Source organism: Parviterribacter kavangonensis, assembly GCF_056863335.1.
On the sequence record NZ_JBXPJA010000002.1, the window covers coordinates 406,048 to 420,138 of the forward strand.

The 14,091-nt window shown below is 72.5% G+C and carries 20 protein-coding genes and 1 tRNA gene; 8 read left to right on the forward strand and 13 right to left on the reverse strand.

What is annotated here, in order from left to right; translation table 11 throughout:
• Nucleotides 1-14: 14 nt before the first annotated feature.
• The gene (locus AC1UE4_RS17770) at nt 15-764 is read right to left on the reverse strand and encodes a GNAT family N-acetyltransferase (protein ID WP_482918643.1); all 750 of its coding nucleotides are present in this window, start codon (nt 762-764) and stop codon (nt 15-17) included.
• Between the two features lie 9 nt (nt 765-773).
• On the reverse strand, nt 774-1,349 hold the full coding sequence (locus tag AC1UE4_RS17775; RefSeq protein ID WP_482918644.1) for a hypothetical protein: 576 nt from the start codon (nt 1,347-1,349) through the stop codon (nt 774-776).
• Nucleotides 1,350-1,484: 135 nt separating this feature from the next.
• Between AC1UE4_RS17775 and csrA the strand changes: the two genes are divergently transcribed.
• Nucleotides 1,485-1,727 carry a carbon storage regulator CsrA gene (gene csrA / locus AC1UE4_RS17780; protein ID WP_482918645.1) on the forward strand — a complete coding sequence of 81 codons (243 nt, stop codon included), beginning with the start codon at nt 1,485-1,487 and terminating at the stop codon, nt 1,725-1,727.
• A 71-nt stretch (nt 1,728-1,798) separates the two neighbouring features.
• Here the strand turns inward: csrA and AC1UE4_RS17785 are convergent, their stop codons facing one another.
• The 3 genes from AC1UE4_RS17785 to AC1UE4_RS17795 are packed head-to-tail and all read right to left on the reverse strand — an operon-like array spanning nt 1,799 to nt 3,695.
• Complete coding sequence (locus AC1UE4_RS17785) at nt 1,799-2,038, reverse strand: hypothetical protein (RefSeq protein ID WP_482918646.1); 240 nt, start codon at nt 2,036-2,038, stop codon at nt 1,799-1,801.
• Between the two features lie 14 nt (nt 2,039-2,052).
• The gene (locus tag AC1UE4_RS17790) at nt 2,053-2,547 is read right to left on the reverse strand and encodes a thermonuclease family protein (protein WP_482918647.1); all 495 of its coding nucleotides are present in this window, start codon (nt 2,545-2,547) and stop codon (nt 2,053-2,055) included.
• 56 nt (nt 2,548-2,603) lie between these two features.
• Nucleotides 2,604-3,695, reverse strand: a complete 1,092-nt coding sequence (locus AC1UE4_RS17795) for a class I fructose-bisphosphate aldolase (protein ID WP_482918648.1) — start codon at nt 3,693-3,695, stop codon at nt 2,604-2,606.
• 39 nt (nt 3,696-3,734) lie between these two features.
• On the opposite strand from AC1UE4_RS17795, the gene AC1UE4_RS17800 reads away from it, so the two are divergent.
• Together AC1UE4_RS17800 and AC1UE4_RS17805 are read left to right on the forward strand one after the other, a co-directional pair.
• Entirely contained in the window at nt 3,735-4,835 is a 1,101-nt protein-coding gene (locus AC1UE4_RS17800; RefSeq protein WP_482918649.1) for a carboxylate-amine ligase, read from the forward strand.
• A gap of 61 nt (nt 4,836-4,896) precedes the next feature.
• Nucleotides 4,897-5,703 carry a rhomboid family intramembrane serine protease gene (locus AC1UE4_RS17805; RefSeq protein WP_482918650.1) on the forward strand — a complete coding sequence of 269 codons (807 nt, stop codon included), beginning with the start codon at nt 4,897-4,899 and terminating at the stop codon, nt 5,701-5,703.
• Here the strand turns inward: AC1UE4_RS17805 and selD are convergent.
• Nucleotides 5,687-6,703: a selenide, water dikinase SelD gene (selD, locus tag AC1UE4_RS17810; RefSeq protein ID WP_482918651.1), complete on the reverse strand. Its 1,017-nt coding sequence runs from the start codon at nt 6,701-6,703 to the stop codon at nt 5,687-5,689. The genes AC1UE4_RS17805 and selD overlap by 17 nt on opposite strands.
• 36 nt (nt 6,704-6,739) lie before the next feature.
• Here selD and AC1UE4_RS17815 point away from each other — a divergent pair, with 36 nt between their 5' ends.
• From AC1UE4_RS17815 to AC1UE4_RS17825, 3 genes are read left to right on the forward strand one after another with little or no spacing between them, the layout of a single operon-like run.
• Entirely contained in the window at nt 6,740-7,087 is a 348-nt protein-coding gene (locus AC1UE4_RS17815) for a hypothetical protein (protein ID WP_482918652.1), read from the forward strand.
• Complete coding sequence (locus AC1UE4_RS17820) at nt 7,084-7,770, forward strand: metal-dependent hydrolase (RefSeq protein ID WP_482918653.1); 687 nt, start codon at nt 7,084-7,086, stop codon at nt 7,768-7,770. Before AC1UE4_RS17815 ends, AC1UE4_RS17820 begins: the two co-directional genes overlap by 4 nt.
• Complete coding sequence (locus tag AC1UE4_RS17825) at nt 7,767-8,045, forward strand: Lrp/AsnC family transcriptional regulator (protein ID WP_482918654.1); 279 nt, start codon at nt 7,767-7,769, stop codon at nt 8,043-8,045. Before AC1UE4_RS17820 ends, AC1UE4_RS17825 begins: the two co-directional genes overlap by 4 nt.
• On the opposite strand, the gene AC1UE4_RS17830 is transcribed toward AC1UE4_RS17825, so the two are convergent.
• On the reverse strand, nt 8,026-8,202 hold the full coding sequence (locus tag AC1UE4_RS17830; protein WP_482918655.1) for a hypothetical protein: 177 nt from the start codon (nt 8,200-8,202) through the stop codon (nt 8,026-8,028). The two genes, AC1UE4_RS17825 and AC1UE4_RS17830, sit on opposite strands and share 20 nt — an antisense overlap.
• Before the next feature lie 47 nt (nt 8,203-8,249).
• Nucleotides 8,250-8,585 (reverse strand): tRNA-binding protein, encoded by a 336-nt coding sequence (locus AC1UE4_RS17835; RefSeq protein WP_482918656.1) that lies wholly within the window; start codon nt 8,583-8,585, stop codon nt 8,250-8,252.
• Between the two features lie 32 nt (nt 8,586-8,617).
• On the opposite strand from AC1UE4_RS17835, the gene AC1UE4_RS17840 reads away from it, so the two are divergent.
• On the forward strand, nt 8,618-9,631 hold the full coding sequence (locus AC1UE4_RS17840; protein WP_482918657.1) for a TolB family protein: 1,014 nt from the start codon (nt 8,618-8,620) through the stop codon (nt 9,629-9,631).
• Here AC1UE4_RS17840 and AC1UE4_RS17845 read toward each other — a convergent pair.
• The 5 genes from AC1UE4_RS17845 to AC1UE4_RS17865 all read right to left on the reverse strand — a co-directional run bounded on the left by AC1UE4_RS17845 (nt 9,582) and on the right by AC1UE4_RS17865 (nt 13,827).
• Nucleotides 9,582-10,340, reverse strand: a complete 759-nt coding sequence (locus AC1UE4_RS17845) for an NAD(P)-dependent alcohol dehydrogenase (protein WP_482918658.1) — start codon at nt 10,338-10,340, stop codon at nt 9,582-9,584. The two genes, AC1UE4_RS17840 and AC1UE4_RS17845, sit on opposite strands and share 50 nt — an antisense overlap.
• Entirely contained in the window at nt 10,337-10,576 is a 240-nt protein-coding gene (locus tag AC1UE4_RS17850; protein WP_482918659.1) for an alcohol dehydrogenase catalytic domain-containing protein, read from the reverse strand. Before AC1UE4_RS17850 ends, AC1UE4_RS17845 begins: the two co-directional genes overlap by 4 nt.
• Nucleotides 10,577-10,647: 71 nt before the next feature.
• The gene (locus AC1UE4_RS17855) at nt 10,648-11,613 is read right to left on the reverse strand and encodes a pyridoxal-phosphate dependent enzyme (RefSeq protein WP_482918660.1); all 966 of its coding nucleotides are present in this window, start codon (nt 11,611-11,613) and stop codon (nt 10,648-10,650) included.
• A gap of 65 nt (nt 11,614-11,678) precedes the next feature.
• Nucleotides 11,679-13,253 carry a sigma-70 family RNA polymerase sigma factor gene (locus AC1UE4_RS17860; RefSeq protein ID WP_482918661.1) on the reverse strand — a complete coding sequence of 525 codons (1,575 nt, stop codon included), beginning with the start codon at nt 13,251-13,253 and terminating at the stop codon, nt 11,679-11,681.
• 139 nt (nt 13,254-13,392) lie between these two features.
• A complete protein-coding gene (locus tag AC1UE4_RS17865; RefSeq protein ID WP_482918662.1) occupies nt 13,393-13,827 on the reverse strand; it encodes a hypothetical protein in 435 nt (144 codons plus the stop codon).
• A 160-nt stretch (nt 13,828-13,987) separates the two neighbouring features.
• On the opposite strand from AC1UE4_RS17865, the gene AC1UE4_RS17870 reads away from it, so the two are divergent.
• A tRNA-Leu gene (locus AC1UE4_RS17870) sits at nt 13,988-14,071 on the forward strand.
• Nucleotides 14,072-14,091: the final 20 nt, after the last annotated feature.

A 14,091-nucleotide genomic window follows, 5' to 3' on the forward strand; every position in this document is an offset into this window, starting at 1 on the left:
CCCGGCGGCGACCGCTAGAGCGTCCGCTTCGCGCGGAGCCGGCGCCCGATCTCGGTGAAGCCGAGCTTGCGGTAGAGCTCCTGCGGCGTGTCATCGGCGTCGGCGACCAGGAAGACGTGGCGATGGCCGTGCTCGCGGGCGACGTCGAGGGCCTGCGTCAGCAGGGCCCGCGCGTAGCCGCGCCCGCGCGCGTCGCGGCGCGTGTAGACGTCCTCGATCTGCGCGGTCGTGCCGTGCCAGCGCAGCACCGCCATCGCCGCGACCCCGCGATCGTCGTCGATCACGAACCGCAGCTCGGGGCGCGCCCGGTGCTCGCGGTCCCACGCGCCGAGGAGGTCCTCCGTGTCGGCGGTGTGCCCGTCCTCGTCGATCCACGCCACCTCGAGCGGCCGGAGGTCCTCGGCGGCGGCGGCACGCACCGCGCCGGTGTCGGCGCTGCGGTCGGGCGGGCCCGACAGCCCGAGCAGCACCTCGCGCTCGACGGTCCATCCCGCGGCGCGGAACGGCGCCTCGAGCCGTGCGGCGGCGCGCGTGTCCTCGATCTCGATGCGCCGGTACGGGACGTGCGCGAGATGGGCGTCGGCGAGCGCGCTCAGCTCGGGGACGCCGAGCGAGAGGTGGTCTCCCTCGATGCGCAGCGCGTTGAGGCCCCACTTCGCCGGCAGCGACGGCGTGCGCAGCACCGTGCCGGGGGCGACCGCCTCGATCTCGTCGGCGCAGGACTCCGCGAGCGCCCACAGGAACGCGAGCGCGCGGTCGAGCACGCGCCGCGCTCAGTCTTCGTCGTCGGCGGCGCCCGCGCGCTTGATCACGATCTGGTCCTCCTCGATCGTGACCTCGACCGGGCGGTGCCCCGCCCAGTGCTCGGCGTACACGGGGTTGTCGACGATGGCGGGATCGAGCCACAACCCGTAGCCCTCCTCGCCGTGATCGAACGTCGCCTCGAGCGTGCCCCCGTCGCCGCGCGTGCCGGTGCGCCGGCGACCGCCGCGACGACCGCGGCGGCGGCGCGGCTTGGACTCGTCGTCCTCGTCCTCGTCGTCGCCGTTCTCGTCCCCGGCGGCGGCCTCCTCGGCCGCCTCCTCCTCGGCACGGGCGGCCTCGGCCGCCTCGAGCTCGGCGGCGATGAGCGCGTCGTCCTCGGCGCGGAGGTCGATCTCGTCGTCGAAGTCGGTCCCGGGCGCGCCGGTCTCGGCGTCGCCGTCGGGCTCCAGCCCCTGTTCACGCTTGAAGGACTGGATCTGCTGGACGGTGACCTCCAGCTGATGGGCGATCCACGCATCGGTCCGCCCCTGGCGGACCCAACTGCGGATCTGGTTCAGGTGCGGGCGAAGTGAGCGTCGGGCCAAAGCGCGCCGGAGACTAGCGCAAGGTCCGGGCGTGACCGCCGTTGGTGCCTTACGTAGGATGTTGTCGCGAGCCCGCGAACGGGGAGTACCAACCGGGATCCCCGGGGCTCGGCAAGGCAGGGAGGTGCCACCACAGTGCTCGTGCTCACGCGCAAGTCAAACCAGTCGATCATGATCGGCGACGACATCGAGGTGTCGGTGCTGTCGATCATGGGCGAGAAGGTCCGCATCGGGATCCAGGCGCCGCGGGACGTGCCTGTGTTCCGTCGCGAGGTCTACCTCGAGATCCAGCAGGAGAGGCGAGGTCTGGCCGACGGCGAGGGTGACGCCCGATCGGAGGTAGACCGGGCGCTCCATCGCCTGGGCGGGACGGCGTAGGACGGAAGTGACGTGGCGGTCGCGCTCGGGAGGCGCGACCGCCGCGCCGCTCGTCCGGCGCCGGCGGGCTGTCAGCCCATCACGAGGTACAGCGTGCGGAACATCGCCACGGTCACGATGACCGCGGTGGCGAGCAGCACGAGCACGAGGATCGTGAAGCGCAGCGTGCCGCGCTTGTGCACGCGCTCGATCTGCCGCTGACGCGAGCGGTGCGCGGCCTGACGGCGCAGCGCCTCGCGGCGCGCACGGTCGACCTGCGTCTCCTCGAGGAACGCGCGCTCCAGCTGGTTGAGGCTCTGCCGCATCCGCATGTGCTTGACGGAGCTTATCCCTCCCCGGACCCGCGGCACGCCGACCACAGCCCCCGGCCGTGCTCGCGCGCGTCCCGGGCGAGCGCCGCGAAGCGCTTCGCGTAGCGCACGTTCGGCGGGATCGTCAGCGTCGTCGCGTACCCGCGGCGCACGAGCTCTGCGTTGACGAACAGGCCGTCCGACGCGCGCCGGACGTAGGCGAGCAGGCGCCCGTAGCGGTCGCGCCTCTCGACGTCGGTCTCGAGCCGCACGCGCTTGCCGTCCACCAGCTGCGCGGTGAACGCGCTCGCCTTCTTCGCGAAGCACTCGACCGGCGCGCCGGGCTTGACCGACTCCGGCGTGTCGATGCCGATGAGCCGGACCTTCTGGCCGTCGACGACGAGCGTGTCGCCGTCGACGACGCGGTCGACGCGGCCCCGCTCCTCCGGCGCGCCGTCGCCCCGCGGGACGAGCGCGCCGGCCGCGATGGCCAGCGCGATGAGGAGCGGGATCAGTCGCCGGAGACGCATCGCCCGGCGACGCTAGTGCGCCGCCCGGTCGCGGCGCACACGTCGTTGCAGTTCCGCTACGCGATCGTGACTTCCGGCGACAGGTAGACGTCCTGGATCGCGTTGAGGAGCGCGATCCCGTCGTCCATCGGCCGCTGGAACGCCTTGCGGCCCGAGATGAGCCCCATGCCGCCGGCGCGCTTGTTGATGACCGCCGTCTTGACCGCCTCGGCGAGGTCGCTCTCGCCCGACGACGCGCCGCCCGAGTTGATGAGCCCCGCGCGGCCCAGGTAGCAGTTCATGACCTGGTAGCGGGTGAGGTCGATCGGGTTGTCGGTGGTGAGCTTGTCGTAGACGAGCTTGTTCGTCTTGCCGTACGCGCCGTTGAGGCCGCTCACCGCGCCGTAGCCGTTGTTGTTCTCCGGCAGCTTCTGCTTGATGATGTCCGCCTCGATCGTGACGCCGAGGTGGTTCGCCTGGCCGGTGAGGTCGGCGGCGAGGTGGTAGTCGGTGCCCTCGATCTTGAACTGCGAGTTGCGCAGGTAGCACCAGAGCACGGTGAACATGCCGAGCCGGTGCGCCTCCTCGAAGGCGCGCGCGACCTCGACGATCTGGCGGCGCGACTCGTCCGAGCCGAAGTAGATCGTCGCGCCGACGCCGGCGGCGCCCATCTCGTACGCGCGCTGGACCGACGAGAACATGATCTGGTCGTAGGCGTTCGGATACGACAGGAACTCGTTGTGGTTCAGCTTCACGATGAAGGGGAACTTGTGCGCCCACTTCCGGCTGACCGCGCCGAGCACGCCGAGCGTCGAGGCGACGGCGTTGCAGCCGCCCTCGACCGCGAGCTTGACGATGTTCTCCGGATCGAAGTACATGGGGTTCGGCGCGAAGCTCGCGCCGCCCGAGTGCTCGATGCCCTGGTCGACGGGCAGGATCGACACGTAGCCGGTGCCGGAGAGGCGGCCCGAGTTGGCGAGCCACTGCAGGTTGCGGAGCACCGTCGTGGGGCGATCGGTGTCGACGAAGACGCGGTCGACGAAGTCCGGGCCGGGCAGATGCAGGTTCGACGCCGGGAACGTCTCGCACGTGTGCTGGAGGAGCGTGGCGGCGTCATCCCCGAGGAGCTCCTCGAGGCGTGAAGTTGTCAGTTCGGCGGTCGTGGCCATGCCTTTGACAGTACCCATCGCCTAGGCTCCGCGCCGCCAATGGAGGAGAACTTCACCTCAGCCGGCTACACGATCGGCATCGAGGAGGAGCTCATGATCGTGGACGCCGAGACCATGGCGCTCGAGAACGCGATCGAGAAGCTCCTCGTCGACGGCGACGAGACCATCAAGCCCGAGCTCATGGAGTCCGTCTGCGAGATCGCGACGCACCCGTGCGCGACGATCGGCGAGGCCGGGCGCGAGCTCCGCGGGCTGCGCCACGAGGTCGTCACACGCGCGCGCGAGCACGGGCTCGCGATCGGGTCGGCCGGGACGCATCCGTTCGCGCTGTGGGAGGACCAGCGGATCGTCGGTCACCCCCGCTATCGCACGCTGATCGAGGACCTGCGGTTCGTCGCCCGGCAGGAGCTCATCTTCGGCATGCACGTGCACGTCGGCCTGGACGACCGCGAGAAGGCGATCCACGTCGCCAACGGCATGCGCGTCCACGTCCCGATCCTCGTCGCGCTCAGCTGCAACTCGCCGTTCTGGCGCGGCGACGCGACCGGCCTGATGTCCGCCCGCACGCCGATCTTCCGCGCGTTCCCCCGCGTGGGCATCCCGCCCGCGTACCGCGGCTGGGACGACTACGCCGAGCGGATCGGCTTCATGTGCCGGTCGGGCGTCATGGAGGACTACACGTACCTCTGGTACGACGTCCGCCCGCACCCGCGGCTCGGCACGATCGAGATCCGCGCGTGCGACAGCCAGACGCGGGTCGAGCACACCGTCGGCCTGGCGGCGCTCATCCAGGCGATGGTCAAGGAGCTGGCCGAGCACTACGACGCGGGCGGGCAGCTCTCCGACTACCCGTGGGAGATGCTCGACGAGAACAAGTTCCTCGCCGCGCGCCACGGCCTCGAGGGGGCGCTCGTCGACCTGCCGTCGGAGTCGCGCGTGCCCGCCAAGGACCTCGCGCGGCGGCTGCTCGACCGGCTGCGCGAGCATGCGCAGGACCTCGGCGCCGACGGCGAGCTCGACGCCGTCGAGGACCTCCTCGCGCGCGGCACCGGGGCCCACCGCCAGCTCGTCGTCTACGGCGCCAACCACGACCTCCGCGAGGTCACCGCCGAGATCGTCGGCGCGACGCTGCCCGCATAAGGCGGATCTTCACCTCGTACGGGGTCCGCCACGGGCGGCGGCGAGGTACAGTCGGAGGGGCATGGCGAGCAGCCCGGATCTCTTCGTCGTCTGCAAGAACTGCGGGTCGCAGGTGAGCCCGTACATCACCGAGTGCCCGTACTGCGGCACGCGGATCCGCAAGCGGGCGCCGAAGATCGAACGCGACGACCTCGGGCCGGCGCAGAAGCGGCGCCGGACGCCGTCGATGCCGTCGCTCGGCCCGCTGCGCACGGGGGAGATCCCGGGCGTCCGCGGCGACGAGCTGCGCCGGCCGACCGCGACGATCGCGCTCGTCCTCGTCGGGGCGCTGTGGTGGCTCGCCGTCATCCCGCTGCGCGACGAGGGCTACCGCCTCGCGCTCGACCCGCTCGGCGAGTGGTGGCAGGTGCTCACCGCGCCGTTCATCCACGCGAACAGCTGGTACCAGTTCGCCGCGCTCGGCTCCGTCGCCGTCTTCGGCTGGCTCATCGAGCGCAAGCAGGGCTGGCTGCCGATGCTCGCCATCTGGCTGATCACCGCCTCCGGCTCGCTGGCCGTCGTCAAGGCGGTCGAGGGCGCGCCCGAGGGCGGGCAGGTGCTCGGCTTCGACGGGCCGTTCAAGATGGGCGCTTCGTATGGCGCGCTCGGCCTGCTGTGCGCGTGGGCGCTGCCGATCTGGCTCGAGCGCCGCCGCAGCGGCGACAGCGACTACGACGACGCCGACCTGCTCGGCGCCGCGGTGCTGTTCGTCCTGCTCGCGCTCATGCCGCTGGCGCGGCCGGAGGTCAGCTGGCTGGCGACCGCCTGCGGCATCGTCTTCGGCTGCCTCTGCGGCCTGTTGATCGCACGGGTCAGGCCAGAACGCTGATCGTCCCCGGCTCGCCGTCGGTGAGCCGGCCCACGATCACGCCCGGGACTCCGTCCGCGCTCTCCTCGCCGACGGCGACGAGCAGCCCGCCCGACGTCATCGCGTCGCAGACCAGCCAGCGGCGCGCGGCCTGCACGCCCGGGGCCCAGGTGGTGAACGTCTCGGCGTACTGGCGGTTGCGCTTCGTGCCGCCGGCCAGCGCGCGGTCGGTGGCCAGCAGCCGCATGACCCCGTCGATCGCCGGGACGGCGCCGCTGTCGACCTCGGCGGCGCAGCCGGAGGCGAGCGCCAGCTCGTGCAGGTGGCCGAGCAGCCCGAAGCCGGTCACGTCGGTCACCGCGTGCGCGTTCGCGTCGCGGGCGGCGCGCGCGGCGTCGCGGTTGAGCGTCGTCATGACCTCCGTGGCGCGCTGCACGAGGTCGCCCTTCGCGGCGCCGCGCTTGGCGGCCGTGCTCACCACGCCGGCGCCGAGCGGCTTCGTGAGGACGAGCACGTCGCCGGCCCGGCCGCCGGCGTTCGTGAGGACCTCGTCCGGGTGGACGGTGCCGGTGACGGCGAGGCCGTACTTCGGCTCCGGGTCGTCGATCGAGTGGCCGCCGACGATCGCGGCGCCCGCCGCGGTGACGGCGTCGTTGCCGCCGCGCAGGATCTCCTTGAGCACGTCGCCGCCGAGCTTCTCGAGCGGGAACGCGACGAGGTTGAGCGCGCTGACCGGCTCGCCGCCCATCGCGTAGACGTCCGACAGCGCGTTGGTCGCCGCGATGCGGCCGAAGTCGTACGGGTCGTCGACGACGGGCGTGAAGAAGTCGACGGTCTGCACGAGCGCGAGGTCGTCGCGCAGGCGGATGACCGCGGCGTCGTCGGCGGTGTCGTAGCCGACGAGGACGTCGGAGCGCTCGGGGCGCGGCAGCGCGGCGACGATCGGGTGCAGCGCCTGGGGCGGCAGCTTGCAGCCGCAGCCCGCGCCGTGGGAGAGGCTGGTGAGGGGGACGGAAGCCACGCCGCCATCATGGCGGTCCGTATCATCCGGCGACCCTTGGCCGATCGCCCCACCTACACCGCCGAGGAGGTCGACCGCGCCGTCGAGGCGCTGGGCGACCCCGATCGCTTCGCGCATGCGCAGGAGATCGTGACGCACGCCGCGCCCGGCCTGCAGCGCGTGCTGAACGAGGCGCTCGCCGCGGGCGGGTGGTTCGACAGCGCGCACGAGACCGCCATCCGGCGCGCGGCGAGCGAGCCCGACGAGGCCCAGCGGCTCGCCACCCTGCGGGCGTTCGTCGCGGACGAGACGCGGGTGGGGATGCTGGTGGGCGTCGCCGTCGGCCTCGAGCTCGCGCAGGAGCTCGCGCTGGCCAGACAACGAACCACGGAGGACTCGCCATGAACATCCAGTTCCTCGGACACGCAGCGTTCCTGCTCGAGGAGGGCGGCACGAAGGTCCTCATCGACCCGTTCCTCACCGGCAACCCGAAGGCCGCCGTCGAGGCCGCCCGGGTCGAGGCCGACGCGATCCTCCTCACGCACGGCCACGCCGACCACATCGGCGACACGGTCGACATCGCCAAGCGCACGGGCGCGCCGGTGACGGCCATCGTCGAGCTCGCCGGGGAGATCGGCGAGGACCTGGGCGGCGATCACCAGGTCTTCGACCCGAACCTCGGCGGCACCGTGAAGTTCGACTGGGGGTGGGTGAAGCTCGTTCCCGCGTGGCACACGTCGACGACGCCGAAGGGCACCGTCAACACGCCGGCGGGGCTGCTCATCAAGCTCGGCGACACGGTCGTCTACCACCTCGGCGACACCGCTCTGTTCAGCGACCTCAAGCTGGTCGCCGGGCGCGGCGACCAGATCGACGTCGCGCTCATGTGCATCGGCGGCCACTACACGATGGACCGCATCGACGCGGTGACCGCCGCCGAGTTCGTCGGCGCGAGGCAGGTCATCCCGTGCCACTACGACACGTTCCCGCCGATCGAGACCGACGCTCAGGCGTTCAAGTCGGACGTCGAGTCGTCCACCGGCTCCGAGGTCGTCGTGCTCGACCCGGGGGAGAGCCACTCGCTGTGACGCACGCGATCGTCCTCATCGAGGCCGAGCGCGACGCGATGGCGACCCTCGGCGCGGCCCTGGCCGACGTCGAAGGCGTCGGCGCGGCCTACTCGGTCACGGGCGAGTGGGACTTCGTCGCGCTGCTGCACCTCGCGCGCCACGAGCAGCTCGCCGAGATCGTCACGCACCGCATCGCGGCGCTGCCGGGCGTGCTGAAGACGCAGACGATGGTCGCCTTCGAGGCCTTCTCGAAGCACGACCTCGAGGCGCTGTTCAGCGTGGGCGGAGACTGAGCGCGGCGAGCGCCTCGACGGTCTTCCCGACGAACGCGGCCACGGCGATCGTCCCGAGCACGCGACCGAGCGGCTCGGGCCGGCGCGGGGCGTGCGCGGGCGGGGTGACCGGCTCGGCGACCGACACGACGAAGGTGACGGGGTCGTAGCGGAGCATCTTGGTCGTGATGATCGGCACGTGGGCCCTCCCGGTTGAGCCGGGATTCAGGCGATCCGGTCGCCGATCTCCGCGTCGGGCTCCGGGGTGAGGAGCTTCACCACGTCGCCGCGCATGGATCCGAGCACGAGCACCTCGCTGCGCACCGGACCGATCTGGCGCGGCGGGAAGTTCACGACGGCGACGACGAGCCGCCCCTCGAGCTCCTCCCGCGCGTAGTTCTTGATCTGCGCGCTCGAGCGCTTCGTCCCGATCTCGGGCCCGAAGTCGACACGCAGCTTCCACGCCGGCTTGCGCGCCTCGGGGAAGTCCTCGACCTCGACGATCCGGCCGACGCGCATGTCGACGGCGAAGAAGTGGTCAGGGGTGATCTCGTTCTCCACAACTCCATCGTGCCAGCCGCGTTGGATGGGACGTGACTCGCGTTCTCCTCAGCCTCCTCGCCGCCGTCCTGGCCGCGCTGCTCGTCGCGCCCGCGTTCGCGTCGTTCCCGGGTGGGAACGGCCGGCTGGCGGTGACGCTCGACGGGTGCGAGGAGACGCAGTTCATCCGGGCGCTCACGACGCTCGGCCGCAGCGCCGGCGATCTCACGCCGCGCTGCGAGATGCTCGGCGAGGACGACGCCCGCGACACGTACGCGCCCGAGTGGACACCGGACGGCACGCGGCTCCTGCACGTCGACTCCGACTACCGCGAGGGCGGCCCCGGCACGCGGCTGGCGAGCGTCGCCGCCGCCGGCGGCGACCGCCGCGACGAGGGTCCGTTGCCGCGCCCCGACGTCGCGCCGTCGCTCTCGCCGGATGGCCGGCGTGTGGTCTACTCCGACGACGGGACGCTCGTCGTCACCGCGCTCGACGGGTCGGGCCGCCGCGTCCTGCGCGCGAAGTCGTGCAGCCCGAGCACCGGTTGCCGCGTCTGGGAGCGCCCGCGCTGGTCGCCGAACGGGAGGTGGATCGCCGTGCAGCGCTCGGGCTGGGGCGCGCTCGACGGGCTCTGGCTCGTGGACGCCGCGAGCGGCCGGCTCGTCCGCCGCCTCGTCAGGGGCGCCGCCGAGCCCGACTGGTCCCCCGACGGGAAGCGGCTCGTCTTCCGGACGAGCTACTACCAGCACGAGATCGGTGGCGGCGCGAGCGGCGGCAACATCTACCTCGTCCGCGCGGACGGGCGCGGCAAGCCGCAGCGCATCGTGCACCGCAAGCGCATCGCCGAGACGAGCCCCGTCTTCTCGCCGGACGGCCGCTGGATCGCCTGGGTGTCCCTGCGCTTCACCGCCGGTGACGTCAGCTTCCGCGTCTACCCGAGCCTCTGGAAGCTGCGGCTCGGCGGGCGGCCGCAGAAGGTCGCTCTGCTGCCGGAGCCCAACGTCGACGAGGGCGACTTCAACGGGCTCGACCTCGCCTGGCAGCCGCGCCCTGGCTCTCGACGGTGATGACCACCTTGCCGCTCGCGTGCCCGCTGCCCACGCTCGCGAAGGCGTCGCGGATCCTGCCGAGCTCGAAGCGCTGATCGATCACGGGCCGGACGTCGCCCGCCTCCACGAGCTGCTTGAGGACCGCGAGGTCGGCGCGTGTGTGCTTGCAGACGAAGACGCGCATCCTTTGGCGAACGAACGGCGACGTCGACATCGCCTTGGCCTGCCGGGCGAGACCGAACCAGCGGCCCATCTCCTTGACGCCGACGAGGACGTAGGTCCCCTGCGGGCCGAGGACCTGCCTGCACTCCTTCAGCGGACGGTTGCCGATCAGGTCGAGCATGACGTCGTAGCTGCGGCCGGTTCGGGCGAAGCTCTCGCGCGTGTAGTCGATCACCTCGTTCGCGCCCAGCGACCGGACCAGGTCCGCGTTGCGGCCGCTGCACACGGCGGTGACCTCTGCTCCGTATGACTTCGCGATCTGCACCGCGAACGTCCCCACGCCGCCCGACGCTCCGTTGATCAGCACGGTGTCCCGCGCGCGGACGCGGCCCTGGTCGCGGACCGCGATGAGAGCGGTGAAGGCCGAGTCGCCCACGGCGGCGGCCTGCTCGAAGCTCAGGACACTCGGGATGGCCAGCAGGTTGTCCGCGGGAACGAGCGCGTGCTCGGCGAACGCGCCGGGGCCCCATCCGAACACCGCATCTCCGGGCTCGAGGCCAGTCACCCCGGGCCGACCGCCTCGACCTCGCCGGCCAGGTCCATCCCCGGGATCCGCTTGCGCGGTTGCCGGACTCCGACCGCGAGACGGACCGCGTACGGGACGCCTCTCAGGAGATGCCAGTCGCCGATGTTGAGACCTGCCGCGCGAACCCGGACGAGCACCTGGTCCGCTCCCGCCACGGGGACATCGACGTCACGCAGCTCCAAGACGTCCGGACCGCCGTAAGCAGGCTGGATCACTGCTCTCATCGTCGCTCGGCGCATCTTCGCACCGCTGAGGCGGCGCGTGGGCGCGCACTCCCGGCTGGCGTCTAGGCGCTCAGCAGCGACGTGAACCGGGGGACGTCGACGTTGCCGCCCGAGAGGATCACGCCGACGCGGGCGCCGCGGAGGTCGCCGAGGCGCCCGGCGAGGATCGCGGCGATGGCGGAGGCGCCGCTCGGCTCGACGGCGACCTTCAGGCGCTCGAAGAGGAAGCGCATCGCGGCGACGATCTCCGCGTCCTCGACGCCGATGACGCGGTCGACGTGGTCGGCCATGATCCGGCGGTTGCGGACGCCGACGTTCGCGCTCTGCTGGCCGTCGGCGATCGTCCTGGTGACCGGCACGTTGACCGGCTCGCCGTCCTCGAGCGCGCGGCGCGCCGCCGGGCGGCTCTCGGGCTCCACGCCGACGACGCGGAGGTCGGTCTGCATGCCGTGCCCGGCGAGCGCGCAGCCGGAGATCAGCCCGCCGCCGCCGACCGGCACGACCATCAGGTCGAGCGGCCCGACCTCGTCGCAGAGCTCGAGCGCGGAGGTGCCCTGGCCGGCGATCACGAACGGGTCGTCGTACGCATGCAGCACGGGGAGGCCGCGCTCGGCCGAGACGCGCTCGGTCAGCTCGTCGCGGTCCTGCTCGTAGCGGTCGAACGTCTCGACGGTCGCGCCGTAGCCCTCCGTCGCGGCGCGTTTGTTCGCCGGCGCGTCGTCCGGCATCAGGACGAGCGCCTGCGTCTCGAGCAGCCGCGCCGCGAGCGCGACGGCCTGCGCGTGGTTGCCCGACGAGGTCGTCATGACGCCGCGCTCCTGCACGTCGGCCAGCCGCGACGAGAGCGCGTTGTACGCGCCGCGGAACTTGAACGACCCGGTGCGCTGGAACGGCTCCGCCTTCAGGAACAGCCGCGCGCCCGCCAGCTCGTCGAGCGCCCGGCTGCGAAGCACCGGCGTCCGGTGCGCAACCCCGCGCAGCCGCTGCGCGGCACGGCGGACGTCATCGACCGTCGGAAGCGCCTCCACCGGCGAGACGCTATCGACCTGCGTTCGACGGGGCCGCGTGCGGCCGCCTCGCGCGCGGTCGTCGCCTAGGGAGCGACCGGGACGGCGGGGGTGCCCTCGAGGACCACGGCGGGGTCGACGACGGGGGCCGGCTCGGTGGTCGTCTGCGGCTCCGAGGCGGGCTGCTGCTCCTCGGGCGCCGGCTGGGACTGCTGCTCGGGAGCCGGGGCCGTCGTCGCGGTCGACTCGTTGCCCGAGGCGGTGATGGGCTCGTCGTCGGGGGCCTCTGCGCCGCCGGTGCCGGGGCCGGCCTGCTGCTGGCCCGGAAGGATGGTGCTGTCGACGCCCTGCTCGGTGCCGCCGGTCGGCATGGTGGGCGCCTGCTCGGCTCCGGCCTGATCGGCCGCCGGATCGGTGGCGGCGGTCGCGGCGGCCGGCCGCGCGGTGGCGGCCGCGGCGTCCGGCGTGACGAGCTCGGCCTTCGCGGCGGCCTCCTGCAGCTGCTTGCGCTGCTCGGCCGCGGCGGCCAGGCGGCGCTGCTCGGCGGCGGCAGCGGCGGCCGCGTCGTCGACCGTCGTCGTGGCGACCGGCGTCTGCTTGACGGCCGGGAGCGCGGCGGGCGCCGGCGCCGGGGCCGGGGCGACCGCGGCGACGGCGGGCGGGTGCGGCGTGTGGACGTTCGCGCGCTTGACCTCGACGGCGCCGACGCTGACGATCGCCGCGGCGGCGATGCCGGCGGCGGCCTTCGTGGCGACGGTGGTGACGCCGGCCGACAGCGCGCCGGCGCCGGCGGTGCCCGCGGCGGCCGTGCCGGCGGCGGTGGCGGCGCCGGCCGCACCGCCCGCGCTGGCGGTCGTGCCGAGGTGGGCGAGGACGAGCTTCTTGAGCAGCAGCAGCGGCCCGACCGGCATGACCGACGCGAGCGCCTTGTTCGTCTCGCGCAGCTGCTTGCGGAAGTTCGCGCAGCGGTCGCAGCGGCGCAGGTGGCGGCGCACCGGGGCGGTCGTGCGCTTGAGCCCCTCGGCGACCTCGCCGAGCTCCTCGCGCACCTGGTCGCAGCTGAGCTGCCGCTCCTCGGCCATCTCGGCGAGCGACACGCGCGCGCGCACGAGGAGCGACTTGACGCTCGGGACCGTCGTCTCCATCGCCTCGGCGATCTGCTCGTAGGAGAGCGCGTCGATCTCGCGCAGCAGCAGCGCGGTCTTCTGCGTCTCCGGCAGCTCCTGCACGTCGCCGATGAGCGCACGGAACTCCTCGCGCTCGTGCACCTTCTCGGCGGTCGTCTGGCCGGCGTCCGCGACGTGGACGTCCATCGAGTCGACGCCGATCGCCTGGTGGCGGCGCAGGTGGTTCAGCGACCGGTTGCGCGCGATCCGGTACAGCCACGGCCGCGCGTTGATCGGCCGGCTGTCCGCGAGGATCGCGTTGAACGCTGCGGCGAAGACCTCCTGGAGGACGTCCTCGGCGTCCTCGCGCGACCCGAGCATGTGCCGGCAGAACGCCAGGAGCCGCGCCTGGTAGCGGCTGACGAGCGCCTCGAACGCGGCATGGTTCCCGCGCCGGACGAGCACGATCAGGCGCTCGTCGGACTGCAGCCGCAGAAGCGGCGTGGGGCCGCGGAAACCTGCGGCGCCGACATGGGTGAGTGCTGAAGCTTCCACGCGGGTCGGATCTGCAACTCCGGAGGGACCACGAAGTTGCGCGTCTGGACCAGGCTAGCGGCGCCTCCTTCCCGTCCACCGCCTTCATGAGACCGCTCTCACGAACCCCCATGACAAGGGCGCAAGACCCCTTGCAGGCTCACATCTTCGGTCCCACGAACGCATCCAGCTTCGCCACGTCCGCCCGCCGGTCGATCGCGATCTGCGCCGGCGTCGCACGCGTCCAGCCGATCCCGAGCAGGTCGAGGTGGTCGCAGAAGATGCGCCGCACGTCCTCCGACTGGTTCGAGAACGAGTACCTGACGTAGGTGTGGACCTTCGAGCCGACTCGCTGCCGCGCGATGCAGCGACAGCCATCGGACTCGAGCAGCCCGCGGAGGAACATCTCCCGGCACCTCGTCGTGTGCCGCAGCTGCCACGCCGCGAGGTCGATCGTGCGGTCGTGCTTGCGGCCCCGGCCGTGTTGCGGGAACACGATCGGCCAATGCAGCCACGCGGACGTGACGACCGTGCACGACCCGCTTCCCTTCGCGCGCGTCCACGCCTCGCGAGTTCCCCCTGTGACGTCGCGCATCGCCTCGGCCGCTGCCGCGACGATGCCGGTGTACTGCGTCGCAGAAGATGGACAGCGCCGTCGAGATCCGGGAGTGCCGGCAGCATGCGCCCTGCGCCTCCCAATGCACAGCGCGCATTTGATCAACGCGGTCGGACGAGCCCGTAGGATGCGTCGGCCCGCCCGGGTGGCGGAATGGGTAGACGCTGGTTCCTTAAAAGAATCGGTCCGTGAGGACGTGTGGGTTCGAGTCCCACCCCGGGCATCCGGCGCACCCGCCGCATG

Bases quoted from the DNA above. Each gene is read 5' to 3' on its own strand.
- AC1UE4_RS17785 (WP_482918646.1), bottom strand. From the start codon at position 2,038: ATGCGGATGCGGCAGAGCCTCAACCAGCTGGAGCGCGCGTTCCTCGAG.
- AC1UE4_RS17795 (WP_482918648.1), bottom strand. From the start codon at position 3,695: ATGGCCACGACCGCCGAACTGACAACTTCACGCCTCGAGGAGCTCCTC.
- AC1UE4_RS17805 (WP_482918650.1), top strand. From the start codon at position 4,897: ATGGCGAGCAGCCCGGATCTCTTCGTCGTCTGCAAGAACTGCGGGTCG.
- AC1UE4_RS17865 (WP_482918662.1), bottom strand. From the start codon at position 13,827: ATGCGCGACGTCACAGGGGGAACTCGCGAGGCGTGGACGCGCGCGAAG.
- AC1UE4_RS17830 (WP_482918655.1), bottom strand. From the start codon at position 8,202: ATGCTCCGCTACGACCCCGTCACCTTCGTCGTGTCGGTCGCCGAGCCG.
- AC1UE4_RS17790 (WP_482918647.1), bottom strand. From the start codon at position 2,547: ATGCGTCTCCGGCGACTGATCCCGCTCCTCATCGCGCTGGCCATCGCG.
- AC1UE4_RS17820 (WP_482918653.1), top strand. From the start codon at position 7,084: ATGAACATCCAGTTCCTCGGACACGCAGCGTTCCTGCTCGAGGAGGGC.
- AC1UE4_RS17800 (WP_482918649.1), top strand. From the start codon at position 3,735: ATGGAGGAGAACTTCACCTCAGCCGGCTACACGATCGGCATCGAGGAG.